The sequence below is a fragment of the Terrihabitans rhizophilus genome, assembly GCF_033898525.1.
In the GTDB taxonomy this organism is placed as follows: Bacteria; Pseudomonadota; Alphaproteobacteria; order Rhizobiales; family Methylopilaceae; genus Flaviflagellibacter; species Flaviflagellibacter rhizophilus.
The window spans coordinates 1-23,968 of the sequence record NZ_JAXAFJ010000001.1 but is presented as its reverse complement, the minus strand read 5'-3'; the positions used below and the strand labels follow the sequence as shown (position 1 = coordinate 23,968).

General features: G+C 65.2%; 25 protein-coding genes and 1 riboswitch. Of the genes, 16 read left to right on the top strand and 9 right to left on the bottom strand.

The window, feature by feature from the left end:
- The first annotated feature begins 197 nt into the window (after nt 1-197).
- The 3 genes from SCD90_RS00125 to phoB all read left to right on the top strand — a co-directional run bounded on the left by SCD90_RS00125 (nt 198) and on the right by phoB (nt 3,032).
- Nucleotides 198-1,538, top strand: a complete 1,341-nt coding sequence (locus SCD90_RS00125) for an ATP-binding protein (RefSeq protein ID WP_319842587.1) — start codon at nt 198-200, stop codon at nt 1,536-1,538.
- Between the two features lie 70 nt (nt 1,539-1,608).
- The gene (gene phoU, locus SCD90_RS00120; protein WP_319842586.1) at nt 1,609-2,328 is read left to right on the top strand and encodes a phosphate signaling complex protein PhoU; all 720 of its coding nucleotides are present in this window, start codon (nt 1,609-1,611) and stop codon (nt 2,326-2,328) included.
- A gap of 2 nt (nt 2,329-2,330) precedes the next feature.
- Nucleotides 2,331-3,032 carry a phosphate regulon transcriptional regulator PhoB gene (phoB, locus tag SCD90_RS00115; protein WP_319842585.1) on the top strand — a complete coding sequence of 234 codons (702 nt, stop codon included), beginning with the start codon at nt 2,331-2,333 and terminating at the stop codon, nt 3,030-3,032.
- Nucleotides 3,033-3,097: 65 nt separating this feature from the next.
- On the opposite strand, the gene SCD90_RS00110 is transcribed toward phoB, so the two are convergent.
- On the bottom strand, nt 3,098-3,604 hold the full coding sequence (locus tag SCD90_RS00110; RefSeq protein ID WP_319842584.1) for a GcrA family cell cycle regulator: 507 nt from the start codon (nt 3,602-3,604) through the stop codon (nt 3,098-3,100).
- 383 nt (nt 3,605-3,987) lie between these two features.
- On the opposite strand from SCD90_RS00110, the gene SCD90_RS00105 reads away from it, so the two are divergent.
- Genes SCD90_RS00105 through SCD90_RS00095 form a run of 3 tightly spaced genes read left to right on the top strand, consistent with a single transcriptional unit; the run spans nt 3,988 to nt 7,108 of the window.
- Complete coding sequence (locus SCD90_RS00105; protein WP_319842583.1) at nt 3,988-5,196, top strand: aspartate aminotransferase family protein; 1,209 nt, start codon at nt 3,988-3,990, stop codon at nt 5,194-5,196.
- Between the two features lie 11 nt (nt 5,197-5,207).
- A complete protein-coding gene (gene argF, locus SCD90_RS00100; protein ID WP_319842582.1) occupies nt 5,208-6,128 on the top strand; it encodes an ornithine carbamoyltransferase in 921 nt (306 codons plus the stop codon).
- 20 nt (nt 6,129-6,148) lie between these two features.
- Nucleotides 6,149-7,108 carry an Hsp33 family molecular chaperone gene (locus tag SCD90_RS00095; RefSeq protein WP_319842581.1) on the top strand — a complete coding sequence of 320 codons (960 nt, stop codon included), beginning with the start codon at nt 6,149-6,151 and terminating at the stop codon, nt 7,106-7,108.
- A 6-nt stretch (nt 7,109-7,114) separates the two neighbouring features.
- Here the strand turns inward: SCD90_RS00095 and argE are convergent, their stop codons facing one another.
- The 3 genes from argE to SCD90_RS00080 are packed head-to-tail and all read right to left on the bottom strand — an operon-like array spanning nt 7,115 to nt 9,938.
- Nucleotides 7,115-8,311 (bottom strand): acetylornithine deacetylase, encoded by a 1,197-nt coding sequence (gene argE / locus SCD90_RS00090; RefSeq protein WP_319842580.1) that lies wholly within the window; start codon nt 8,309-8,311, stop codon nt 7,115-7,117.
- Complete coding sequence (gene apaG, locus SCD90_RS00085; protein ID WP_319842579.1) at nt 8,301-8,693, bottom strand: Co2+/Mg2+ efflux protein ApaG; 393 nt, start codon at nt 8,691-8,693, stop codon at nt 8,301-8,303. Before apaG ends, argE begins: the two co-directional genes overlap by 11 nt.
- Before the next feature lie 36 nt (nt 8,694-8,729).
- Nucleotides 8,730-9,938, bottom strand: coding sequence for an O-succinylhomoserine sulfhydrylase (locus tag SCD90_RS00080; protein ID WP_425265615.1), 1,209 nt, complete (start codon nt 9,936-9,938; stop codon nt 8,730-8,732).
- Nucleotides 9,939-9,967: 29 nt separating this feature from the next.
- Nucleotides 9,968-10,046, bottom strand: a riboswitch (SAM riboswitch).
- A gap of 91 nt (nt 10,047-10,137) precedes the next feature.
- On the opposite strand from SCD90_RS00080, the gene SCD90_RS00075 reads away from it, so the two are divergent.
- Together SCD90_RS00075 and SCD90_RS00070 are read left to right on the top strand one after the other, a co-directional pair.
- On the top strand, nt 10,138-11,238 hold the full coding sequence (locus SCD90_RS00075; protein ID WP_319842577.1) for a 2'-deoxycytidine 5'-triphosphate deaminase: 1,101 nt from the start codon (nt 10,138-10,140) through the stop codon (nt 11,236-11,238).
- 138 nt (nt 11,239-11,376) lie between these two features.
- Nucleotides 11,377-13,296: a hybrid sensor histidine kinase/response regulator gene (locus SCD90_RS00070; RefSeq protein WP_319842576.1), complete on the top strand. Its 1,920-nt coding sequence runs from the start codon at nt 11,377-11,379 to the stop codon at nt 13,294-13,296.
- 189 nt (nt 13,297-13,485) lie between these two features.
- On the opposite strand, the gene SCD90_RS00065 is transcribed toward SCD90_RS00070, so the two are convergent.
- From SCD90_RS00065 to SCD90_RS00045, 5 genes are all read right to left on the bottom strand, one after another.
- Nucleotides 13,486-14,151, bottom strand: coding sequence for an SCO family protein (locus SCD90_RS00065; protein WP_319842575.1), 666 nt, complete (start codon nt 14,149-14,151; stop codon nt 13,486-13,488).
- Nucleotides 14,152-14,251: 100 nt separating this feature from the next.
- Nucleotides 14,252-14,773, bottom strand: a complete 522-nt coding sequence (locus SCD90_RS00060) for a copper chaperone PCu(A)C (protein WP_319842574.1) — start codon at nt 14,771-14,773, stop codon at nt 14,252-14,254.
- 63 nt (nt 14,774-14,836) lie between these two features.
- Nucleotides 14,837-15,187, bottom strand: a complete 351-nt coding sequence (locus SCD90_RS00055; protein ID WP_319842573.1) for a hypothetical protein — start codon at nt 15,185-15,187, stop codon at nt 14,837-14,839.
- Nucleotides 15,188-15,300: 113 nt separating this feature from the next.
- Entirely contained in the window at nt 15,301-15,924 is a 624-nt protein-coding gene (locus SCD90_RS00050; protein ID WP_319842572.1) for a LysE/ArgO family amino acid transporter, read from the bottom strand.
- A gap of 111 nt (nt 15,925-16,035) precedes the next feature.
- Nucleotides 16,036-16,413, bottom strand: a complete 378-nt coding sequence (locus tag SCD90_RS00045; protein WP_319842571.1) for a COG4315 family predicted lipoprotein — start codon at nt 16,411-16,413, stop codon at nt 16,036-16,038.
- A 246-nt stretch (nt 16,414-16,659) separates the two neighbouring features.
- Here SCD90_RS00045 and SCD90_RS00040 point away from each other — a divergent pair, with 246 nt between their 5' ends.
- From SCD90_RS00040 to ssuD, 8 genes are all read left to right on the top strand, one after another.
- A complete protein-coding gene (locus SCD90_RS00040) occupies nt 16,660-17,487 on the top strand; it encodes an ABC transporter permease subunit (RefSeq protein WP_319842570.1) in 828 nt (275 codons plus the stop codon).
- Nucleotides 17,484-18,296: an ATP-binding cassette domain-containing protein gene (locus tag SCD90_RS00035; RefSeq protein WP_319842569.1), complete on the top strand. Its 813-nt coding sequence runs from the start codon at nt 17,484-17,486 to the stop codon at nt 18,294-18,296. The genes SCD90_RS00040 and SCD90_RS00035 overlap by 4 nt, the downstream gene beginning before the upstream one ends.
- A complete protein-coding gene (locus SCD90_RS00030) occupies nt 18,289-18,852 on the top strand; it encodes a flavin reductase family protein (RefSeq protein ID WP_319842568.1) in 564 nt (187 codons plus the stop codon). Before SCD90_RS00035 ends, SCD90_RS00030 begins: the two co-directional genes overlap by 8 nt.
- A gap of 17 nt (nt 18,853-18,869) precedes the next feature.
- On the top strand, nt 18,870-19,865 hold the full coding sequence (locus SCD90_RS00025) for an ABC transporter substrate-binding protein (RefSeq protein WP_319842567.1): 996 nt from the start codon (nt 18,870-18,872) through the stop codon (nt 19,863-19,865).
- 3 nt (nt 19,866-19,868) lie between these two features.
- Complete coding sequence (locus tag SCD90_RS00020; RefSeq protein ID WP_319842566.1) at nt 19,869-20,681, top strand: ABC transporter ATP-binding protein; 813 nt, start codon at nt 19,869-19,871, stop codon at nt 20,679-20,681.
- On the top strand, nt 20,678-21,526 hold the full coding sequence (locus SCD90_RS00015) for an ABC transporter permease (RefSeq protein ID WP_319842565.1): 849 nt from the start codon (nt 20,678-20,680) through the stop codon (nt 21,524-21,526). Before SCD90_RS00020 ends, SCD90_RS00015 begins: the two co-directional genes overlap by 4 nt.
- Before the next feature lie 123 nt (nt 21,527-21,649).
- Complete coding sequence (locus tag SCD90_RS00010; RefSeq protein ID WP_319842564.1) at nt 21,650-22,618, top strand: sulfonate ABC transporter substrate-binding protein; 969 nt, start codon at nt 21,650-21,652, stop codon at nt 22,616-22,618.
- Nucleotides 22,615-23,787 (top strand): FMNH2-dependent alkanesulfonate monooxygenase, encoded by a 1,173-nt coding sequence (gene ssuD, locus SCD90_RS00005; RefSeq protein WP_319842563.1) that lies wholly within the window; start codon nt 22,615-22,617, stop codon nt 23,785-23,787. The genes SCD90_RS00010 and ssuD overlap by 4 nt, the downstream gene beginning before the upstream one ends.
- Nucleotides 23,788-23,968: the final 181 nt, after the last annotated feature.

Here is a 23,968-nt window from a genome sequence, read left to right as displayed (position 1 = left end):
GGACGCGAAGCAATGGCTGTGCCGTTTTGGACCTGACGGCGCGGCCGACGATAACACCGCCTGACGACAGTGCCATGGCTTGCCCTGCAAGTCGGGCGTGGATGTGACCGATCACGCTTTCGCGTCACCGCGCCGCAGGATACAGATGGTCATGGCTCTGTCATGAGGTCATGCGCTTCCTTTTCACGGGAGGCTGCATGAGCGAACAGGGTGTGACGCGCTGGATGGATGCGGTGAACGCACAAAGTGCCGCTGTTCAGAGAATCCGCGCGGCGATGATGCCGCTCGCGGGTTTCGCGCTCGTGCTCGCCTTGCTGTGCGTCGCCGACGATCTTTCGCCTTTGCTCGCCGGCGCGGCTTTGTTGGCGATCACCGCGGGCCTCGCTCTCGTGCCCGGCGCGGCCGAGACGCGGGAGCGCACCAGCAGCGAGACCGCCGCGGCCCGTGAACTGCCGGTGCGTGCCCTGCTGGAAGCTCTCACGGAACCCGCGATCCTGCTCACGGAACGCGGGACCGTTCTGGAAGCCAATCCCCCTGCGCGGGAAGCTTTCGCCAATCTGCGGGCCGGCGATCCCATCTCGTTCTCGCTGCGGGTGCCCGAGATCCTCGACGCTATTCGTGCCGTCGGGGCAGGAGAGCCGGGCCGCCTCGTCGAATACGCCGACAGGGTGCCCGTCGATCGCTGGATCGAGGCGCGCATCGGGCCCGTGCGCCTGCGGACAGGCGAGGGCGGGGTGCCCGATAATGTGCTGCTGGTCCTGCACGATCTCACCCATCTGCGCCGTGCCGAGCGGATGCGGGTGGATTTCGTGGCCAATGCCAGCCACGAGCTCCGCACCCCGCTCGCCGCTATCCTCGGCTTCATCGAAACCCTTCAGGGTCCGGCAAAGAACGACGTCGAGGCACGTGCCCGCTTCCTGGAGATCATGCGCGCCCAGGCCGGGCGCATGTCGCGCCTGATCGATGACCTTCTGTCGCTGTCACGCATCGAACAGAAACAGCATATGCGCCCGGTGGACCCGATCGACCTCGTCGAGGTGGTGCGCACGGTGCTGGACAGCTTGTCCCCCCTGGCCGCCGAACGCAGCGTGCAACTCATCCCTCACATGCCGCCTGAACCCGTCACGGTTCCCGGAGACCGCGACGAGTTGATCCGTGTCGTCGAGAACCTTGTGGAGAACGGCATCAAATACGGCCAGTCCGGCGGGCGCGTGGAGGTGACGGTCAGTCAACCAGCTCCGGGATCGAAGCAGGAGGCGCAGGTCATCGTACGTGACTTCGGCCCTGGCATCCCTGCGGAGCACGTGCCCCGGCTGACGGAGCGCTTCTACCGGATCGATGTGGGCAAGAGCCGTGACAAGGGCGGAACGGGGCTGGGGCTCGCCATCGTGAAGCACATCCTTGCCCGCCATCGCGGACGCCTCGTCATCGAGAGCCCGGGTGAGGGCGCGCGCTTCACGGTCGCGCTGGAAACCTCTATGCCTCGTCCCATGGCCAAGATGTTGCGCCGTACAGGCGCGCGCGTGGCAGACGAATGACGCTTGCAAGCTGTCATTCAACCGTCACCCTGGGAACTTATGAGACCCCACGAGAAGGATTGGCGGCGCTATGAACGATCACACCGCGAAGCAGTTCGACGAAGACCTGAAGTCGCTCAGCGAGATGATCGCGGAGATGGGCGGTCTCTCGGAGAAGCTTGTCGCAGATTCCATCACTGCGCTTCTGGACCGCGATGTCGGTCTGGCGCAGAGCGTCATTGCCACCGACAAGGCGATCGACGCCCTGCAGCATGAGGTTGAGGAGAAGGCGGTGCTCACCATCGCCCGGCGCCAGCCCATGGCAGTGGACCTTCGCGAGATCGTGGCCGCCCTGCGCGTTTCCAACGATCTGGAGCGCATCGGCGACCTTGCGAAGAACATCGCCAAGCGCGTCATGGCGCTGGAAGGGCAGTTGCAGCCGCCGAAGCTGGCGGGTGGTGTCGACCATATGAGCGAGTTGGTGATCTCGCAGCTGAAGGACGTTCTCGACGCCTATTCGCGGCGCGATGCTGCGAGCGCCATGGAGGTCTGGAGGCAGGACGGCGAGATCGACGCGATCTACACCTCGCTGTTCCGCGAACTGCTGACCTATATGATGGAAGATCCGCGCAATATCGGCTTCTGCACGCATCTCCTGTTCTGCGCCAAGAACATCGAGCGCATCGGCGACCACGCGACCAACATCGCCGAGACGATCCACTATCTGGTTCACGGCGAGGTCCTGGCCGATGAGCGTCCGAAGGGCGACCTCACGAGCATGACCACCCTGACCTACGCCGAAGGCCGGTAATCATGGTCGCACGTGTGATGATTGTGGAGGACGAGGAGCCGCTGACGCTGCTCCTCCGCTACAATCTGGAAGCCGAAGGCTATGAGGTCGAGAACGTCGCTCGCGGCGACGAGGCCGAGACCCGGCTTCGCGAGCGGGCGCCCGATCTGCTCCTCCTCGACTGGATGTTGCCCGGCCTTTCCGGCATCGAGCTGTGCCGCCGCCTGCGCGCCCGGCCCGAAACGGAACTGCTGCCGATCATCATGCTGACGGCGCGTGGCGAGGAGGCCGAGCGCGTGCGCGGCCTTGCCACCGGTGCCGACGATTACGTGGTGAAGCCGTTCTCCGTGCCGGAACTGGTGGCGCGCGTCCGCAGCCTTCTGCGGCGCTCCAACCCGGCGCAGGTGGCCTCGCAGCTGAAGGCCGGCGATATCGAGCTCGACCGCGACACGCGCCGCGTCCGCCGCTCCGGCCGCGAGGTGGATCTGGGGCCGACCGAGTTCCGCCTGCTCGAATTCCTGATGCAGACGCCCGGCCGCGTCTTCTCGCGCGAGCAATTGCTGGACGGTGTGTGGGGGCACGACGTCTACATCGACGAGCGCACCGTGGACGTCCATGTCGGCCGCCTGCGCAAGTCGATCAACAAGGGTCGTCGTCCTGATCCGATCCGGACCGTGCGCGGTTCCGGCTATTCCTTTGACGAGACGTTCTCGCGCCCGAACTGATCTCTCGGCGCATGCAATGAAAAAGGCCGCCTCTGGGGCGGCCATTTTCATTCGTTACGGGGATGTCAGGCCGCGTTGCGGCGGCGGCGATCCGTTGTGGGCTGGTAGGCCATGGCGGAGTGGTAGTTGCAATACGGGGTCGCCGGGTCGGCGCGGGTGCCGCAGAAGCGGAAGTCGTCGCGGCCGGGGTCGCCGATCGGCCAGCGGCACATGCACTCGCGAAGATCCATGATGGTGACCCGCTCGCACGAGACGGCCTCGAGGCGGGGGCGCACGGCCACTTCCGGCATGCGATCGACCTCAGCCGACGGGGCCGGCACAGCGGCGAGAGCTGCATTGCCCTGCACCCGGTAGAGTGTGGCGGAGGGATGGGACGGTGCCCGCGGCTTGCGCGGACGCGGGGCAGCCGAGGCTACGGCCTTGACGCGGCCGGACAGGCCGAGCCGGTGAACCTTGCCGATGACGGCATTGCGGGTGACGCCGCCGCCAAGCTCTGCAGCGATCTGGCTGGCGCTCAGCCCGTCCGCCCAGAGTTTCTTCAGCAGTTCAACCCGCTCTTCTGTCCAGTTCATCGCGTCACTCCCTAAGCGCCTTCATCAGGCGGAATCCAAGCGGCGCGGCCCCCGGCTATATGCCAGCACAGGAACCGATACACTGTTTGTAGTGTTCGATTGATACGAGGTGCACGAGATGTCGTGCTTAACGAGATCTAAACTACTATAGGGGCTGACTCGGCTGCAAGAGTCCGAAAGGGGAACGCGACGTTTTCCCCAATGAACCCCGGGAAAACTCCTCCGCACGCTGAACCGGCTTCAGTGAAATCAACGCGCTACGGCGAGATAGCAGCAATTGACAGCGTTCCCGGGGGGCTTAAAATCTCCCGTATCAGAGGTGCTGCCTTCACGAGGCGGCGCCTTTGCGTTTTTCTGGCCACACCTCATTGTGGAGGCTGCCTGTGACCGACCGCTCCGCCCTTCTTCCCGTCTTCGCACGCACGGACCTCTCCTTCGAGCGAGGCGAGGGGTCGTGGCTCGTGGCCGACACGGGCGAGCGCTATCTGGATTTCGGCGCGGGCATCGCTGTCAACGCGCTTGGCCACGCACATCCCCATCTTGTCGAGGCCCTGCAGCAGCAGGCGGCGAAGCTGTGGCACACCTCGAATCTCTACCGTATTCCCGAGGGTGAACGCCTGGCCTCGCGCCTGTGCGCCAACAGCTTTGCGGACGTGGTGTTTTTTGCGAATTCCGGCGCCGAGGCCAATGAGGCCGCGCTGAAGATGGCGCGCAAGTTCCAGAGCGCGTCCGGCCGGCCGGAGCGCTGGCGCGTCATCGCCTTCAACGGCGCCTTCCATGGCCGCACGCTTGCCACCATCGCGGCCGGCGGAAGCCCCAAGCATCTGGAGGGCTTCGGTCCTGCGGTCGAGGGTTTCGATCATGTGGATGTCGGGAACGAAGCGCAGCTGAAAGCCGCGATCGGCCCTGAAACCGCGGCCATCATCATCGAGCCGATTCAGGGCGAGAGCGGCGTCAAGCCGGTGGCACCGTCCTTCCTGCGGTTCCTGCGCGAGATCTGCGACGCCAACGATCTTCTGCTGATCTTCGACGAGGTGCAGAGCGGCATGGGCCGGACAGGCCACCTGTTCGCCCATCAGGGAACCGGCGTCGAGCCGGACATCATGACCCTGGCCAAGGGCATCGGCGGCGGCTTCCCGCTCGGCGCGTGCCTGGCCACGGACAGGGCCGCTGCCGGCATGACAGCTGGCGCGCACGGCAGCACTTTCGGCGGCAATCCGCTCGCGATGGCCGTCGGCAACGCGGTGATGGATGTGCTGCTGGAGGATGGCTTCCTCGCCGACGTGGCGCAGAAGGGCTTGGTCCTGAAGCAGAAGCTCGCCGAGCTTGCCGACCGCCATCGCGGCGTCGTGGCCGAGATCCGGGGCGAGGGGCTGATGCTGGGCGTGCGCTGCCACGTACCGCCGGCCGAACTGGTGGGCGCGCTGCTGCGCCAGCATGTGCTGACAGTGCCGGCGGGAGACAATGTGGTGCGCCTTCTTCCGCCGCTCACCATCACCGCCGAGGACATCGATAGCGCCATCGGCGCATTGGATGCAGCCCTCACCGAAGTCGAAACCGCTCTCGCTCAGGGGCGCAGCGCAGCAGAATAGGATCATCTCACGTGAGCGCCGTTCGGCACTTCCTGGACATTTCGGATCTTTCCGGCGCGGATCTGCGCGCCATCCTCGCCTCCGCCAAAGCCATGAAGGCGCGTCGCGGGGCAGCGGAAGACCGCATTCTCGCGGGCAAGAACATCGCGCTCGTCTTCGAGCAGCCGTCGCTGCGCACCCGCATGTCCTTTGAGGTCGGCATCAACGATCTCGGTGGCTCGCCCATCATGGTGACGGGCAAGGAGATCGAGCTCGGCGAGCGCGAGGCGATCTGCGACACCGCGCGCGTGCTGTCCCGCTTCGTCGACGCCATCATGATCCGCGCCTTGAGCCACGATCTGGTCAGCGAACTGGCGCGCTATGCGGGCGTGCCGGTGATCAACGGCCTGACCAAGAAATCGCACCCCTGCCAGGTGCTGGCCGACATCATGACCTTTGAGGAGCGCTCTGGTCCCATCGAGGGGAGGACGATTGCCTGGACCGGCGACAGCAACAATGTGCTGGCGTCCTGGGTTCACGCTTCGGCCAAGCTCGGCTTCGCCATGAAGATTGCCACTCCTGCCGAACTGGCTCCGGCGGACGTGCTGCTCGCTGCAGCCCGGCGAGAAGGCGCGCAGATCAGCCTTACCAACGACCCTCGCGAGGCGGTCGACGGCAGCGATTGCGTCATCACGGATTCCTGGGTTTCGATGGGCGACAGCGACCGCGAGCGTCGTCTCGAACTGCTGTGCCCGTACCAGGTGAATGCCGACCTGATGAAATCCGCGAAGGCCGATGCCATATTCCTGCATTGCCTGCCGGCTCATCGGGGCGAGGAAGTCACCGATGAGATCATCGACGGTCCGCAATCCGCCGTATACGACGAAGCGGAAAATCGTCTCCACGCCCAGAAAGGCGTCCTTGCCTGGTGTTTCGACGCGCTCCGGGCCTGACGTCCGAGCCAAGACATCACATGATCTCTGAAATTCCCGACGATAACGTTCTTCCATTCCAGGTCGAAGGCCTCGACGTGCGCGGCCGTGTCGTGCGCCTCGGGCCGACCATTCATGCCGTGCTGGCGCGGCATGATTATCCCGCGCCCGTGTCCAAGATCCTCGGTGAAGCGGTTGCCCTCACCGTGCTGCTTGGCACGTCTCTCAAGATCGAGGGCCGCTTCCAGCTTCAGACAAAGACCGACGGCGCCCTGGACATGGTGGTGGTGGATTTCCGCGCCCCCGACAGCATGCGCGCCTATGCCCGCTTCGATGCGGACCGCGTGGCCGCCGACGCCGAGGCGGGCGTGGATCTGCTCGGCAAGGGCCACCTTGCGATGACGGTGGATCCGGGCGGCGACATGAACCGCTACCAGGGCATCGTTCCGCTTGCAGGCGAGGGCCTCGAAGCCGCGGCGCACGAATATTTCCAGCAGTCGGAGCAGATCCCGACATTTGTGCGGCTCGCCGTTGCCGAGGCGTTCGAGGCGAACGAGGAGGAGCGCGGCCTGAAATGGCGGGCGGGCGGTTTTCTCGTGCAGTTCCTGCCGGCGGCAGGCGAGAGCGTTCGCCGTGACCTCCCGCCGGGCGATGTGCCGGACGGCATCGAGCTTCCGGAGACGGAAGAGGACGAGGGCTGGAACGAGGCCCAGATCCTTGCCGGCACCATCGAGGATCACGAACTGATCGACCCGATGATCTCCAGCGAAGACCTGCTCTACCGGCTGTTCCATGAACGGGGCGTGCGCGTGTTCGAGACCCAGCCAGTCCGCGAGGAATGCACCTGCTCGCGCGATCGCATCCTGGGCATGCTTCGCGGCTTTCCCGATGAGGATCGCCGCGACATGGTGGGCGATGACGGGGTCATCACCGTCACCTGCGAATTCTGTTCGGAAACCTATGTGGTGACGCCGGCGGAAGCGGAACTCGAGGACAGCTGAAGTCGGTCAGCCGGCGCGGCAGTGCTCCAGCAGCCGCTGCATGAACGCCTCGCCGGCGGCCAATTGACTGATCTCGATATACTCGTCGGGCGCATGCGCCTGATCGATGGAGCCGGGTCCGCACACCACGGTGGAGAGCCCGGCGCGCTGGAAGGAGCCACCCTCCGTGGCGTAGGCGACGGTTGCGGTGCGGTTCGTGCCCGCGAGGTGCATGGCGATCCGCTCCGCTTCGGAACCCGTTTCCGGCGCAAGAGCCGGGGCCGTGAGCCAGCGCTGGACGTCGATGCTGGCATCCGGCGCGGTCTCGCGCAGCTTGTCCAGCACCGGCCCGGTGGCGAATGCGACCACGCGGTCCACCGCACCTTCGATGTCGCAGCCCGGCACGCCGCGCATGCTGAACTCCAGCCTGCAGTGCTCGGGCACGATGTTGTGCGCGGTTCCGCCTTCGATGCGACCGACATTCAGTGTGGAATAAGGCGGCGTGAAGCGTCCCGTCGGATCGCCTGCTGACCGGAACTCGGCCGCGATGCGCTCCAATTCGCCGATGATCTCATGGGCGGCGAGCACGGCGCTGGCGCCGAGATGCGGAAGGCTGGAATGCGCGGCCCGACCATGGATCGTCATCCGCAGGCCGGCAATGGACAGATGCGCGTCCACCACCTCAAGGCTGGTGGGCTCGCCGACGATCACGGCCAGCGGCTTCTGCCAGGCCTCGCCCAGCACGGAGAGCGCATCGGCGACGCCGTCCATGCTGGTTTCCTCGTCATAGGTCAGGACCAGCTCGACGGGGCGGCGCAGAGTGGCCGCCTTCAGCGCCGGAACGGCGGCCAGCACCACGGCGATGAAGCCCTTCATGTCGCACGAGCCGCGGCCATAGAGCCGGCCGTTCCGCTCCGTCAGCGTGAACGGATCGCTGGTCCAGTTCTGCCCCGCGACAGGAACCACGTCGGTGTGCGCGGAGAGAGCCAGCGCTGGCACGTCATCCGGCCCGATGCGCGCGAAGAGCAGTGCCTTGTCGCCAACGGCATTCGGCACCACCCGCGCCTCGACGCCGTGGCCGGCCAGGTAGTCCCGCACCCATTCGATGAGCGGCAGGTTCGACTTGCTGCTGACCGTGTCGAAGCCGACAAGCCGGGTGAGGATCGCTATCGTCTCCTCGCCGGGGCGCGCGGAATGCAACGGCGCAGCGGCCTCAGTGGACAATGCGGCGCTCATCCGTGCAGTCGAGCGAGAAGGCAGGCACTTCGACGTCGAAGCGCTCACCGGACTCGGCTTCCATCACGTAATGACCGGCCATGAAGCCGGACGGCGTCGTCAGCGGGACGCCGCTCGTGTAGGAAAAGCTCTCGCCCGGCGGCAGCACCGGCTGCTCGCCGATGACGCCCGCGCCCTGCACCTCCTGCACGCGGCCGGCGGCGTCCACGATTTTCCAGTACCGAGACAGCAGCTGAACGGTGCGGCCGCCCCGGTTCTCGATATCGATGGAATAGGACCACACGAAATGCCCCTTGTCCGGAGCGGATTCGTCGCTCAGGAACCGGGGTGTCACGGTGATCTGGATGTTGTTGGTCGTCGCGCAGTACATGCCGGTTAGCATATCCTAGAATGGTGCCCTGTGCAGCTAGATGGCGTCGAGGGCGATGGACAGGTCCTCGATGAGGTCGTCCGCATCTTCGAGCCCGAGAGACAGCCGCAGCATGGCGTCGGAAATGCCCAGTTCGGCCCGCGCGTCTGCGCTCAGGCGCTGGTGCGTCGTCGTAGCCGGGTGCGTGATGAGCGTCTTGGCATCACCCAGATTGTTGGTGATCTTGACGATGCCGAGCGCACCGCCGAAGCGGAACGCCTCTTCCTTGCCGCCCTTCACGTCGAAGGTGACGAGCGTGGAACCTGCGGTCATCTGCCGGCGGGCCAGCGCCACCTGCGGGTGGTCGTCGCGGAACGGGTAGATGACGCGCTGCACCTTCGGGTGGTCGCCCAGGAAGTCCGCGACCCTTGCCGCTGTCGCCGCCTGCCGCTCGACGCGCAGGGCGAGCGTCTCAAGGCTCTTCAGCATGACCCAGGCGTTGAATGGCGAGAGCGAGGGGCCGGTCTGGCGCAGGAACATCTGCAGCGGCCCGGTGACATATTCCTCGCTGCCAAGCACGATGCCGCCAAGGGTGCGGCCCTGTCCGTCGATGTGCTTCGTCGCCGAATAGCAGACCACGTCGGCGCCCAGCGCCAATGGCTTCTGGAAGATCGGCGTGGCGAAGACATTGTCCACGATCAGCTTGGCGCCGGCCGCGTGGGCAATCTCGGCGATGGCCGTGATGTCCAGGATGTCCAGCGTGGGATTGGTGGGCGTCTCCAGGAAGAAGGCGCGCGTGTTCGGCTGCACCGCCTTCTGCCAGGCGTCGAGATTGCAGCCGTCCACCAAGGTGGATGTGATGCCGAAGCGCGGCGCGAGATCCTCCACGATGTAGCGGCAGGAGCCGAACAGCGCCTTGGCGGCCACGATGTGCTCCCCGGCGGAGACAAAGCTGAGCATGGAGGCCGTCACAGCGGCCATGCCGGTCGCCGTGGCGCGCGCGGCCTCGGCGCCTTCCAGCGCAGCCATGCGCCGCTCGAACATGTCGACGGTGGGATTGGAGAAGCGCGAATACTGGAAGCCGGGGTCCGCGCCCGTGAAGCGCGCCTCGGCCTGCTCCATCGAGTCGTAGACATAGCCCTGCGTCAGGAACATCGCCTCGGCGGTCTCGCCGAACTGGCTGCGCAGCGTGCCTTCGTGCACGGCAATGGTGGCGGGCTTCAGGTTGCGGGCGGGCAGAGGGGGCTTGGACACGCGGCACCTCATATGCGGCCGCGGCGCCGGAAAACCACGAGAGAACCAGCGCGACGGCCTTTTAGCGACTTGTTTTACGTGGCTGCAAGCCGGCCGGCTCAAATCACCACGACGTGGCAACGGCTCTACTCCCGGCCACAGACCTCGTCAATGCAACTTGATAGAAAGCCGGCTGCCCACTAGGAGCATAGTAGGCGAGGGCGGGGGTCTCATGAACAGCGGTGGTCAACATGGCGCGGGCATCAGCCCGGCGCAGTCCATCCGCGATCTGATCGCCCGCGAGGCGATCCGCCTTGATCGCCCGCTGCTGGACCGGCAGATCCAGCCTGCAAGCCTCGATCTTCGTCTCGGCACCTGCGCCTACCGTGTTCGCGCCAGCTTCCTGCCGGGTCCGGGCCAGAGCGTGCGCCAGAGGCTGGCCGATGTGCTGATGCACGAGTTCAGCCTTGAGGACGGCGCGGTGCTGGAGACCGGCTGCGTCTATCTGGTGCCCTTGCTGGAGTCCCTGCGCCTGCCGGCCGACGTCATGGCGGCGACCAACCCCAAAAGCTCGACTGGCCGCCTCGATGTCTTCACCCGTGTGATTGCCGACGGCGTGCGCGGCTTCGACACGGTTCCCGCCGGCTATGAAGGCACTCTCTGGGCGGAGATCAGCCCCCGCACCTTCCCGGTTCTGGTGCGCACGGGCTCCCGGCTGTCGCAGATCCGTTTCCGCTCCGGCGAGGCGGGCCTCGACCTTGCCGAAATGACGGCGCTGCAGGCCGTCGAGCGGCTGGTGGACACCGATCAACCTGATCTCCGCAACGGCATCTCCGTGACGGTGGACCTGTCCGGCCCCGACCAGGGCCGCGTCGGCTACCGCGCCAAGCGCCACACGGCGGTCATCGATGTGGACCGCGTCGGCGGCTACGATGTCGAGGACTTTTGGGAGCCGGTCACGGCCAAGAACCGCCAGCTCGTGCTCGATCCCGGCGAGTTCTACATCCTGGCCTCGCGCGAGGCGGTGCATGTGCCGCCGGCCTATGCGGCCGAGATGGTGCCCTTCGATCCACTGGTCGGCGAGTTCCGGGTGCATTACGCCGGCTTCTTCGATCCCGGCTTCGGCCACCACGCCGCCGGCGGACGCGGCTCCCGCGCGGTGCTCGAAGTGCGCAGCCATGAAGTGCCCTTCATCCTTGAGCATGGGCAGACGGTGGGGCGGCTGGTTTATGAACGGTTGTCGGAGGTGCCGGACGCCCTTTACGGGCAGGGGCTCGGCTCCAATTATCAGGCGCAGGGCCTGAAGCTTTCGAAGCATTTCAGGAGCGTGTGAACCCACGAACCGTGGACTGCTTCGGCATATGCCAGCCGCGGATCAGCAGCTCTCGAAATCTTGATTCGTCGCCCGTTAGGTGTAATCAGGACCGTTCGGCGCATCGGCATCGAGGCACGATTCCATGAAGACCAGCAGATGACGTCACAGGACGGTGGGCTTCCGCACGCGGTCGAGGATCGCTACCGCCTGCTCCTCGATTCGGTGACCGATTACGCGATCTACATGCTGGACCCCACGGGCATCGTCAGCAGCTGGAACGCTGGCGCCGAGCGCTTCAAGGGCTACACGGCGGACGAGATCGTCGGCCGGCACTTCTCGGCCTTCTACACGCCGGAGGATCGCGAGCGTGGCGAGCCGGAACGTGCCCTCGCAACAGCCGCCTCCGAAGGCAAGTTCGAGATCGAGGCCTGGCGCATTCGCAAGGATGGAACGAGGTTCTGGGCCAGCGTCGTCATCGACCCGATCTGGGACAAGAAAAAGCGGCTGATCGGCTTCGCGAAGATCACGCGCGACAACACCGAGCGCATGCTGGCGCAACGGGCACTGAAGCAAAGCGAAGAGCGCTTCCGCATCCTTGTCCAGGGCGTGGCGGATTACGCGATCTACATGCTGGACGCCGAAGGTCACGTCACGAACTGGAACCTCGGCGCGCAGCGTATCAAAGGCTATGGAGCCGACGAGATCGTCGGACATCACTTCTCGCGGTTCTACGCAGAGGAAGACCTGGCGAACCAGCTTCCGGCACGGGCGCTTGAGACCGCACGCCGGACCGGCAAGTTCGAGAGCGAAGGCTGGCGCATCCGGAAGGACGGTTCCCGCTTCTGGGCCAGCGTGGTCATCGATGCCATCCACGACGAAGCCGGGGCGTTGATCGGCTTCGCCAAGATCACGCGTGACATGACCGAGCGGCGTGAAGCCGCCGAAGCACTGGAGAAAGCCCGGCAGGCGCTGTTCCAGGCGCAGAAGATGGAGGCCATCGGGCAACTGACCGGCGGCATCGCGCACGACTTCAACAATCTGCTGACTGTCATGATCTCGAGCCTCGACATCTTGCGGTCCCGCTTGCACGAGCCCCGCGAGGCCCGCCTGTTGGACAACGCCCTTCTGGCGGCAGAGCGCGGTTCCCAGCTGACGGGTCAGTTGCTGGCTTTCGCGAGGCGGCAGTCGCTGAAGCCGCAGGTGCATGACCTCAACCAGGTGATCGAGACCTTCGAGGCCATCTTGCGGCGTGCTGCAGGCGGCGAGGCTGCGGTGAAAATCGTCCTGTCCCACGAGATGAGGACGGTACTCATAGATTCAGCGCAGTTCGAAGCGGCGCTTTTGAACCTCGTGGTCAATGCTAGGGACGCGTGCGGGGCAGATGGCTCCATCGAGATTTCGACCGAGGTCGTGACGTTCCACGAAGCAGAGCGTCTTCTCTTCTCGACGGCGGCCGCCGGCGACTACGTGAAGGTTTCGGTCACCGACAACGGGCCCGGCATGAGCGAGGATGTGCTCAGCCATGCCTGTGAGCCGTTCTTCACGACCAAGGAGGTGGGCAAGGGGACTGGCCTTGGTCTTAGCCAGGTCTACGGTTTTGCCGGGCAATCGGACGGGCACCTGCACATTGTCACCGCACCGGGGCAGGGGGCTTCGGTCAGCCTTTACCTTCCCGCCAAGGAGCCGGTTGCCCGGGGAGACCGGCACGAGCACGGCGCCGCCAGCACCGTGCTGATCGTTGATGATGACGAACAGGTGCTCGAAGCAGCCGTGGAGATGTTCGACAGCCTCGGTTACGAAGTTCTCACCGCAAGTCACGGACCTGCGGCGATCGATATCCTCAGGCGCGATCGCCGTATCGACGTGCTGTTCAGCGACGTGGTGATGCCGCGCGGAATGACCGGCTTCGAGCTGGCGGACGCGGCCCGCAAGTTGCGGCCCGAGCTCAAGATCCTCCTCGCATCCGGCTATCCGGTGCCGGCCTTCGAGAAGAGCGGTGGTGGCAGGAGCGACACCGCCTTCATCTCCAAGCCTTACCGCTGGAGCGACGTGCTGGAGCGTCTGCGCAATCTCTGATCCAGAGCCTTGTTCGCGGGGAACTTGAAGAGAAGATCGCCGTTCTGCTTCCAGACGGGAGGAAGTGATGAACGCAATCATTGATCGGGCAGCAGTTGTGGGTGCATGGGCGCAGCTGGCTTCGCCCTTCGTCGTCTACTACATGCTGTTCACCTGAGAACGGCGAACTACCCTCTCTTTGATGAGCCGCTAACGGCAGGCCCCGCCTGCGAGTTCGCCGGCTGAACTCCAAAGATTTGACGTGGTCGGCAAGCCCGGCCGACACACATTAGGCTCAGCCAACGTATTGAGCTTGGCGAGAAATGCGTTCTCGTCTTCCCCATGGAAGATCTGGCCGATGATCCGGCCCTTGCTGTTGAACAGCATCACCGACGTCTCGTGGTCGATGGTATAGCCCTCATCCTCTGTCTCGCTTCGGCGCACATAGGCGCGGTATGCGCTGGCCATGTTGGCCACCTGTCGCGGTGTGCCGGTAAGGGCGCGGATCCTCGGATCGAAGAACGCCAGATACTGCTTAAGCGCTTCGGGCGTGTCCCTCTCCGGGTCCACTGACACGAACACGACATTCAGCTTATCTGCCACCGTTCCCATCTTCTTCATCGCCGATGTCAGGCTCAGCATGGTCGTGGGGCATACGTCCGGACAGAACGTGAAGCCGAAGAAGATGGCCGTGGGGCGACCCAGGAGATCACGATCGGTGACGGTCCGACCCTCGAGGTCGCTCATGACGAAAGATCCTCCAACGCCGAAGCTCCTGTAGGGAGACCATTGCTGGACAACCAGGATCGTCACTCCAGCGAGCATCGCGAACACTGCGAAGCCGAGGAGGAATAGGTTGACTGAACGGGGGATCATCGCGGTTCCTCAAGGCCGCACGACGCGGTACCTTGCCTGCCGATTGGGGTTCACGTCGCGTGAGGCGACCAACAGCGGCCGCCTCTGTTCTCCGCAAGGATCAGTGGTGATGCGATCCTGCAGCCTCGCCGTGCGCCGGAACGGGGGCTGCTGCGCCCGCAGGGGCACTTGCGCCCAGCGCCTCCACCTTGAATTCCACCTTCACGGTGCCGGCCTTCTCGAAGACCAGCGTTCCGGCGATGGTGTCCCCTTCCTTGGGGGTTTGTGTCAGCCCCACCATCATGATGTGCTTGCCGCCCGGCGCGAGCGACAGAGTTGCTCCCGGAGTGATCTCGATCGGTCCCGCGGGCCGCATCTTCATGATCCCGTTCTCCACGGCCATGTCATGGATCTCGAACCGCGTCGAGATTTCGGCGCTGCCCCCCACGAGGCGATCCGCGCTGCTTCCATTGTTGGTGATTGTGAGATAGCCGCCGCCGACCTTGGCGCCGGGAGGCGTCGCCCGCGACCACGGATGCTGGATGGTCAGGTCGCCTGCCTTGTATTCATGGGAAGAGGCAACGCTGCCCATGCCGAACAGGGCAGCCGTGATGATCAGTGAGCGTGAAATGGTGTTCAACATGCAAGGTCCTCCCGATCTGCTCTGCGCACGTGCAGGGCAGACGTCGATCTGAAACGTGGATGATCAGATCAGACCGATCGGAGGTCCTTGGGACAGGCGTGGCGTCTTGCGTCGCGCGAGCGCCAGATGCGGCGGCTTCGCACCATCATCCGCCGAGCGCAGGAACGGCAGGGGCGATGCCAGCCACGCCTGCATCGGGGTCAGGGCCGACGCAGATACCGCGCAGATGTCGCAGCAATCATGATTGACGGGAGAGGTGTCCGGCTTCTGCGAACGAGAGGGGTCGCCGTGGCAGATGGGCACGACGAAGCCCGCGATGGTCATCGTCGCGACCTTCGCAAGCCTGCTCTCGTCCGCCCGTCCCCGTCCGGCGCCTGTCAGCGCGAGGAGGAGGATCAGGAGCGCGCCGAGCATCTGCCGCGCTCCGGATGATCCCATCATCGTCACGTCCGCACGTCAGACGCCGCACGGGGCAAAGTCAAGGAACAGAATGTCCACCCCCGGCAGGCCTGCGAGAGCACGCGGACCTAGTGCGCGAGCACGCGTGCCACCAGCGAAGCCGCCAGCGACAGCATCACGATGCCTACGATGGCATCCAGCACGCGCCAGGCCGCCGGCTTCACGAACAGGGGCGCCAGAAGGCGCGCGCCATATCCAAGCGCCGCGAACCACGTGAAGCTGGCCAGCGCTGCTCCGGTAACGAAGATCGGACGCAGATCGTGAGGCTGTGCCGAACCCGCTGCGCCCATCAGCAGCACGGTATCGAGATAGACATGAGGATTAAGGAAGGTGAACGCGGCAGCCGTGCCCAGCGCCCGGGACAGAGTGATGCTTTGCGTCCCGGCGATGCTCATGGAGGAGGGACGCGCCATCCGCCGCAGCGCACTCACGCCGTACCATGCAAGGAACGCCGCTCCCCCCAGCGACAAGGCAATCGTCAGCTGAGGAATGGCAGCGAGGACGGCGCCGATGCCTGCCACCCCGGCGATGATGAGCAACGCATCAATCGTGCCGCAGAAGAGCACGATCGGCGCGACATGCTCACGCCGAAGACCTTGGCGCAGAACGAACAGGTTCTGCGCCCCGATCGCCATGATCAGCGCGCCGGACAACAGGAAGCCGGCCAGGAAGGCAGCTAGGGTTTCGCTCATGCCGCTTACTTAGGCGGCACATCGGCATTCAGGCCAGCCCGGCGCTCCATGCCTTTTCGTGGCTTCGCACCCGCAGCCAGATGGCCGCGGGCAGGTCGCCGCTCCCGGAGATCACGGCGTCGCGATGTGCCACACGCCATTGACTCCGTCGCCGGTCACTTCACCCGGCTTCTTGTCTTTGACCCAGCCGTAGAGTGGGTTGTTCTTGTAGGCCCATTGCAGCGAGCCGTCGTCGCGTGTGACGACCGAGTAGGACCCGCTACCCTTGGCTCCCTGAGGAGCGGAAAGAGGCGGCCAGTTCACGGCGCAGGGTCCGTTGCAGGCTGACTTGCCGCCCGCATCCTTGTCGAACGTGTAGAGCGTCATGCCCTTTGCGTCGGTCAGGGCAGGCCCTTTCTCCGTTTGGCCGATCTTGGCTGGATCTGCTGCGAAAGCAGCAGTCGATACGGAAAGCGCAAGCACGATTCCAAGCATGGCTCTGGTGAACATCGGTGCCTCCAATGTCGAGGTTGCGGCGGGCAAGCGACCGCCAAGAGACCGACGATAATCCCTGCCTGCCCGATCGTATACGGGATTGTTCACGGCGCCGATCACCACCTGAAGTGGAAACAGAGCGCGCTGGCCTCAATCAACAGACAGTACGTGCTATTAGATATATATCCACATCATGCGCCCGAATAGCGGTTGACATACATCTACTTGATGAATGTACATTGGGGTTCGTAGGGAGCTGCCATGTCAATCCAGGCCACGCCAGCAGCGCTTAGCCGCTTTCAAGAACATCGCCTGTTTAGGCTCGCGTCAGGTGCGCGCGGCTGGGTCTTGCCTGTGGCGCTGCTTCTCCTTTGGCAGGCTCTCGCCCAGGGTGGCCTGATCGCTGTCAACGTTCTGCCGGCGCCTTCGGCCGTGGCTCTGGCAGGCTGGGAGTCGCTGCGCTCCGGCGAGCTCGTCCAGAACATGTGGGTCAGCACTCTGCGCGCACTGGCCGGGCTTGCGGTCGGCGGCCTGATCGGCTTTGGCCTCGGCATCGCGAACGGCCTGTCTCGCGCCGTGAACGATGTCACCGACACGACGCTCCAGATGGTGCGGAACGTGCCGCATCTCGCCCTCATTCCGCTCGTGATCCTGTGGTTCGGGATCGGGGAGGAGTCCAAGCTCTTCCTCGTCGCGCTCGGCGTCTTCTTCCCCATCTACATCAACACCTTGCACGGTGTGCGGAGCGTCGATCCCCAGCTGATCGAGATGGCGCGCGCTTATGAGATGTCCTCGGGAGCGCTGTTCCGCCGGGTCATCTTGCCCGGCGCACTGCCCTCCATCTTCGTCGGCCTGCGCTTCGCGCTGGGCATCATGTGGCTGACGCTGATCGTCGCCGAGACCATCGCGGCTGAAAGCGGCCTCGGCCACATGGCCATGCAGGCGCGCGAGTTCCTGCTGGTCGATGTCGTGGTGCTGGCCATCCTCATCTACGCCCTGCTCGGCAAGCTGGCCGACATCATCACCCAATTTGGCGAGCGAGCCGCTTTGCGCTGGCATCCCGCCTTCCAGAAGGAGGGCGCGCGATGAGCGTCACCGCACTCAGGATCTATCCGCGCCCGGTCGAGGCCGACGAGGAGCCGGTCTCCGGCATCGCCCTCACACTGAGCGGCGTGGGGCGGAGCTTCGACACCAAGAACGTGCTCTCGGCGCTCGACCTGCACGTTCCCGCCGGTCAGTTCGTGGCGATCGTCGGGCGCAGCGGATGCGGCAAGAGCACCTTGCTTCGGCTGCTCGCAGACCTCGATCAACCAAGCGAAGGTCGCATCGAGCTTGCCGCATCGGGAAGTGCCGGCGCACCTGCTCGCATCATGTTCCAGGAGCCGCGGCTGCTTCCATGGCAGAGCGTGGTGCAGAATGTGGAGGTTGGGCTTCCCGTCGGGCTCGACAGGCATGATCGCCGCGAAAAGGCGCTCGGATTCCTGGACGAGGTCGGACTTGAGGATCGCGCCGGTGACTGGCCGTCCGTGCTGTCGGGCGGCCAGAAGCAACGGGTGGCGCTTGCCCGTGCCCTGGCAAGCCGGCCGGGCCTGCTCTTGCTCGATGAGCCCCTGGGGGCGCTCGATGCGCTGACCCGAATTGAGATGCAGGCCCTGCTGGAGCGCGTCTGGCGCGAGCAGCGCTTCACCGCCGTACTCGTCACTCATGACGTGACGGAGGCGCTGGCGCTTGCCGACCGGGTCATTCTCCTCGATGGCGGCCGGATCACGCTCGACATGGAGGTGCCTCTGCCAAGGCCGCGCCGCCGTGGCACGGCCGAGCTCGCCCGGCTGGAAGGACGCGTACTCGAACATCTCTTTGAAGCGAACACCGCTCGGGACGAGGTGGCCCATGGTTGATCCCGCCCGCATCCTGCCTTTCCGCAGCACCGCCGTCCTGAACGATGCTGCCGAGCCGGCGGTTGAAAGCGCCCGCTACAAGGGAGGCATGCGCCGCCTGGCGTCCGGCGTGTCCATCGTCACCACCGAACTCGGGGGCGTGCACTACGGCATGGCCGCCACTTCCGTGACCTCGGTATCGGCGGAACCGCCGACCTTGCTCGTCTGCATAGCCAAGTCGGCAAGCAGCCACGCCGCAATCCGCGAGAGCGGACGGTTCTGCGTCAATGTGTTGGGCGAAGCGGATCGCGACGTGGCCGACCGCTTCGCGACGGAGAAAGACCGCTCGGCTCGCTTTGCAGGCCGAAACTGGACCTCGCTCGTCACCGGCGCCCCTGCATTGCCGGGCTGCCTCGCGAGCTTCGACTGCGTGATCGCGCAGGAACTCGGCGCCGCGAGCCACACAGTCTTCTTCGGACGCGTGGTCGAAACCCGACTTTGGGACGCAAAAATCAGCCCGCTCCTCTTTTGGGACGGCGCTTTCCGCGAGCCGCTCGACCCCTCCTTTTCGATCTAGCCGTCAGGACCAGAGCCATGAACGCCTTCGCACGATCCCTGCTCGCCTCCGCCTTTGTGGTCGCAGCCTCCCTGTCACCGGCTGCTGCCGAGGGCGTTCTGCGCATCTCCGAGCAGTTCGGCACGCTCTACATCCCCTTCCACGTCCTCAAGGAGAAGAAGCTCCTCGAGAAATACGCGAAGGAGGAAGGGATCGAGATCAATGTGGAGTGGCGCAAGCTGAGCGGAGGCAATGCCGTCAACGATGCGCTTCTTTCCGGCTCCATCGACATCGCCTCGGCGGGCATTGGACCGTTCCTCACGGTTTGGGACCGCACGAAGGGATCGGTGAAGATCATCGGCGCCTTTGGAGCCCAGCCGAGCTACCTCCTCACCAACAATCCGAACATCAAGAGCCTCAAGGATTTCGGGCCGAACGACCGGATCGCGACACCTGCCGCCATCGTTTCTGTGCAGGGGCGCACGCTGCAGATCGCCTCTGAAAAGGAGTTCGGCGAGGGCGGGCACACAAAGCTCGACGGCAACCAGGTTTCGCTCCCCCATCCCGATGCGACGGCGGCCCTGCTTGCGGGGTCCACGGAGATCACCGGCCACCTGTCCAATCAGCCCTATCAGGAACAGGCGCTGAAGAACCCGAAGGTCCACAAGATCCTGAGCTCCTATGATGCGCTGGGCGGGCCGATCACGCCGACACTGGCCTATTCCACCATCAAGTTCCGGGACGAGAATCCGAAAACCTACCGCGCCTTCTTCCGCGCCTTCCAAGAGGCTACGGAATGGGCGGGCGCCAACCGCAAGGAGGCGGCGGAGATTTATGTGCGGGCGGAAAAGTCGAAGCTCGAGCCGGCCTTCGTGCAGGAGGTCATCGAGAACCCGGAGGTCCGGTACACATTGGTGCCGCTCAACACCGGCAAGTTCGCCGACTTCATGTTCAAGACAGGCGCCATAAAGACCAAGCCGGGCAGCTGGAAGGATTACACCTTCGAAGAACTGCACGAGCAGGCGGGCAGCTGAGCCATGGCCGTCGCCGCACTGCATATCCCGGTTCCGGCCTCAACCATTCCCGTGTTCGAGGCACGTGGGCTGACGCTCGACTACGCGAGCGCGCGCGGCACCGTGCGTGCCGTGGATGGCGTGGACCTGAGGATCGGCAAGGGCGAGCGGCTTGTGCTGCTCGGCCCCTCCGGTTGCGGCAAGTCCTCCATCCTCAAGGCAGCGGCCGGCTTCCTGACCCCGGCAGGCGGAGACATCCGACTGCGGGACCGCCCCATCACCGGGCCAGGACCGGATCGCATGGTGGTCTTCCAGGAGTTCGACCAGCTCCTGCCTTGGAAAACGGTCCTCGACAATGTGGCTTTCCCACTCCGGGTCGCGCGCGGGATTTCCCGTAGCGAGGCCCGTGAGCGGGCGCGGGAGGCGCTGATGCGGGTCGGCCTCTCCCGCGCCCTCGATCAATATCCTCATGCACTTTCCGGCGGCATGAAGCAGCGTGCGGCGATCGCCCGTGCGCTGGCAGCCGAGCCGGAAATCCTGCTGATGGACGAGCCTTTCGCCGCGCTGGATGCCCTGACGCGCCTTCAGATGCAGCGCGACCTCATCGCGGTCGCCGACGAGATCGGGATGACACTGCTCTTCGTCACGCATGCCATCGACGAGGCCGTGCTGGTCGGCACGCGGCTCCACCTGTTGAGCGCTCATCCCGGGCGCACGCTGGCCACCTTCGAGACCGCGGATCTCGGCGTCGACGATGTCGGCAGCCGGCGGTTCGAACAGGTCACGCGCGAAGTGCATCACCTGCTGTTCGGGTCCGCACGGGAGCGCGCGGCATGACGGATACGACGCACCTCAACGCAATGCCGGTGGAGACTGCCTCCCGGCGTCCCGGCACGTTCTCCGCGTCCCGCCTCCTTCAATCGCTCGGCGCAAGGCGGATCATGGTTCTGGTGGCGCTGGCGGTGACCTGGGAAATCGCGGCGCGTTATCAAGCCAACCCCATCATGCTGCCGGGCTTCCTGGACGCGGCCCGCGCTTTCATAGCGGCGGTCAGCAGTGATGGCCTGCTTTGGGCGGCGCTGTCCTCGCTAGCGGTGCTGCTGAAGGGCTACGCCATTGCCATCGTCATCGCGACGGCTCTTGTTTCCCTCTCAGTCGCGTCTCCCTTCCTGCGGGATGCCCTGCAGACCGTGGCGGCCATGCTCAACCCGCTGCCGGCCATCGCGCTGCTGCCCCTGTCCATGCTGTGGTTCGGCCTGGGCGAAGCAAGCCTGCTCTTCGTTCTCGTCAACGCGGTGATCTGGCCGTTCGCCCTGTCTGCACTGGCTGGCTTCGAGGCCGTGCCGGAAACGCAAAGGCTGGTGGGACGCAATTACGGGCTTCGCGGCCTGCGCTATGTCGCCCAAATCCTCGTTCCGTCAGCGCTGCCCTCGCTCATTTCCGGCCTGCGCATCGGCTGGGCCTTTGCCTGGCGCACCCTGATCGCGGCCGAACTCGTCTTCGGCGTCAGCTCAGGGCAAGGCGGGCTTGGCTGGTTCATCTTCCGCGCGCGCAATGAACTGATGACGGATGTCGTCTTCGCCGGGCTGGCCGCCGTGATCCTGATCGGGCTGGTCGTGGAGGCCGTCGTCTTTCGTGGGCTGGAGACCGTCACCGTGCGCCGCTGGGGAATGCTTCGATGACGGCCGGATCATCAAGGAACAACCGGGATCTGCACATGCCCCTGACCTCTTGTCGACGCTGAACGCACTGCAACCAAGCTTCTGAACCAGCCGCCATTTGCGGCACATGCAGGAACCACGAACATGCCAGCACTTACACGCCGCGCGGCCATGGCCGCAGCAGCAACGGCCGCACTCGTCCTCGTTTCGGGCGTAGCTCTCACCGCGTCATCCGCTTCCGCCGCCGACAAGGTGGTGCGCATCGGCTACCAGAAATACGGCACCCTCGTTCTCCTGAAGGGGCGCGGGCTTCTCGAGGAGCGGCTGAAGCCGCTCGGCTACACCGTCAAGTGGAGCGAGTTTGCAGCCGGCCCCCAATTGCTGGAGAGCCTGAACGCCGATGCCGTGGATATCGGCCAGACGGGCGAGGCGCCGCCGATCTTCGCGCAGGCGGCCAGCGACAACCTCATCTATCTGGCCAATGAACCGCCGGCGCCAAAAGGCGAGGCGATCCTTGTGCCGAAGGACAGCGCCATTGCCAGCGTGGCCGATCTGAAGGGCAAGACCATCGGCCTCAACAAGGGCTCGAACGTCCACTTCCTGCTGGTCGAGGCGCTGAAGAAGGCCGGCCTCTCCTACGGCGACGTGAAGACGGCCTTCCTGCCGCCAGCAGATGCGCGCGCGGCATTCGAACGCGGATCCATCGACGCGTGGGCGATCTGGGACCCGTTCCAGGCCTCTGCCGAACATGCCATCAAGGCCCGCACGCTGACCACGGCGGAAGGCATCGTGCCGAACTACCAGTTTTACCTGGGCTCGCGCCGCTTCGCCGACGCAAACCCGCAGGTCGTCGATGCACTGATCGGGGCGATCCGCGATACCGGCACCTGGGTGCAGCAGGATCCCGGAGCCGCCGCCGCCGAGCTCGCGCCGTCCACTGGCATTCCGAAGCCGGTGCTCGACATCGCGATCAGGCGCCAGAGCTTTGGCGTCGCACCCCTGACCGAGAAGGTGATCGCCGACCAGCAGACGGTGGCCGACACCTTCCATGACCTCGGCCTCATCCCCAAGCCCATCAAGATCGCCGACGCAGTCAGGAAGGCCGGCTCATGACCCTTGCACCCGCACAATCCGCCAACGTCCTGTGGTTCCTGCCGACCCACGGCGACGGGCGCTATCTTGGCACCCAGATAGGTGCGCGCGAGGTCGATCTCGGCTACCTGAAACAGGTGGCCCAGGCTGCAGACAAGCTTGGCTATTACGGCGTGCTGCTGCCGACGGGGCGCAGTTGCGAGGACAGCTGGGTAGTGGCCTCGGCGCTGGCCCCTTTGACGGAGCGCCTCCGTTTCCTCGTCGCCGTGCGGCCCGGCTTGCAATCGCCGGCGGTTGCCGCGCGCATGACAGCCACGCTCGACCGCATCTCGGAAGGCCGGCTGCTGATCAATGTCGTGACCGGCGGCGATCCCGTCGAGAACAAGGGCGACGGGATCTTCCTGCCCCATGGCGAGCGCTATGAGGTGACGCGCGAATTCCTGGGCGTCTACTCCGCACTCCTGCGCGGCGAGACGGTGAACTACCAGGGCAAGCACATCCAGATCGAGGATGGGCGGCTGCTCTTCCCGCCCCACCAGGATGGGGGACCGCCGCTGTATTTCGGCGGCTCTTCCGATGCGGCGCTCGATGTCGCAGCCGAAACCGTCGACAAATACCTGACCTGGGGCGAGCCGCCGAAGGACGTTGCGGAAAAGCTAGCCGCCGCCGAGGCGCGCGTGAGGCGCACCGGACGCCGCTTCACCTACGGCATCCGCCTCCACGTCATCGTGCGGGAGACGAACGAGGAAGCCTGGGCCGCGGCCGACAAACTGATCAGCCATCTGGATCAGGACACGATCGACGCGGCGCAGAAGGTGTTCGCGCGCATGGACTCCGTGGGCCAGAAGCGCATGGCGGCGCTGCATGGCGGCAGCCGAGAGGGGCTCGAGATCAGTCCCAATCTTTGGGCGGGCGTCGGCCTTGTGCGGGGCGGTGCGGGCACGGCGCTCGTGGGCGATCCTCAGACGGTCGCGGCGCGCATCCGCGAATACATGTCGCTCGGCATCGACACCTTCATCCTGTCAGGCTACCCGCACCTGGAAGAGGCCTATCGCTTCTCCGAGCTGGTCCTGCCGCTCCTGCCGCTGAACCACGCGGTGCGCGCGCCGGAAGCACGGGTGAACACCGGCCCCTTCGGCGAGATGATCGCGAACGGGCTTCCGCCGGAACGGCGACAGGCGCAGTCGTGAGCAATGGCTGTCGATGGCCCATGCGGTCATCGGCAGCCAAGTCGCTTCCGGAGGTTTGGCAGTTGCAACAGTGCAGAACTGCGTCCGCACAGCGTCGGGCCTGGGAGCAAGTTCGGATTGCCAGGTGCCGGGTATCTGGAGCGGGCGATGGGAATCGAACCCACGACATTCAGCTTGGGAA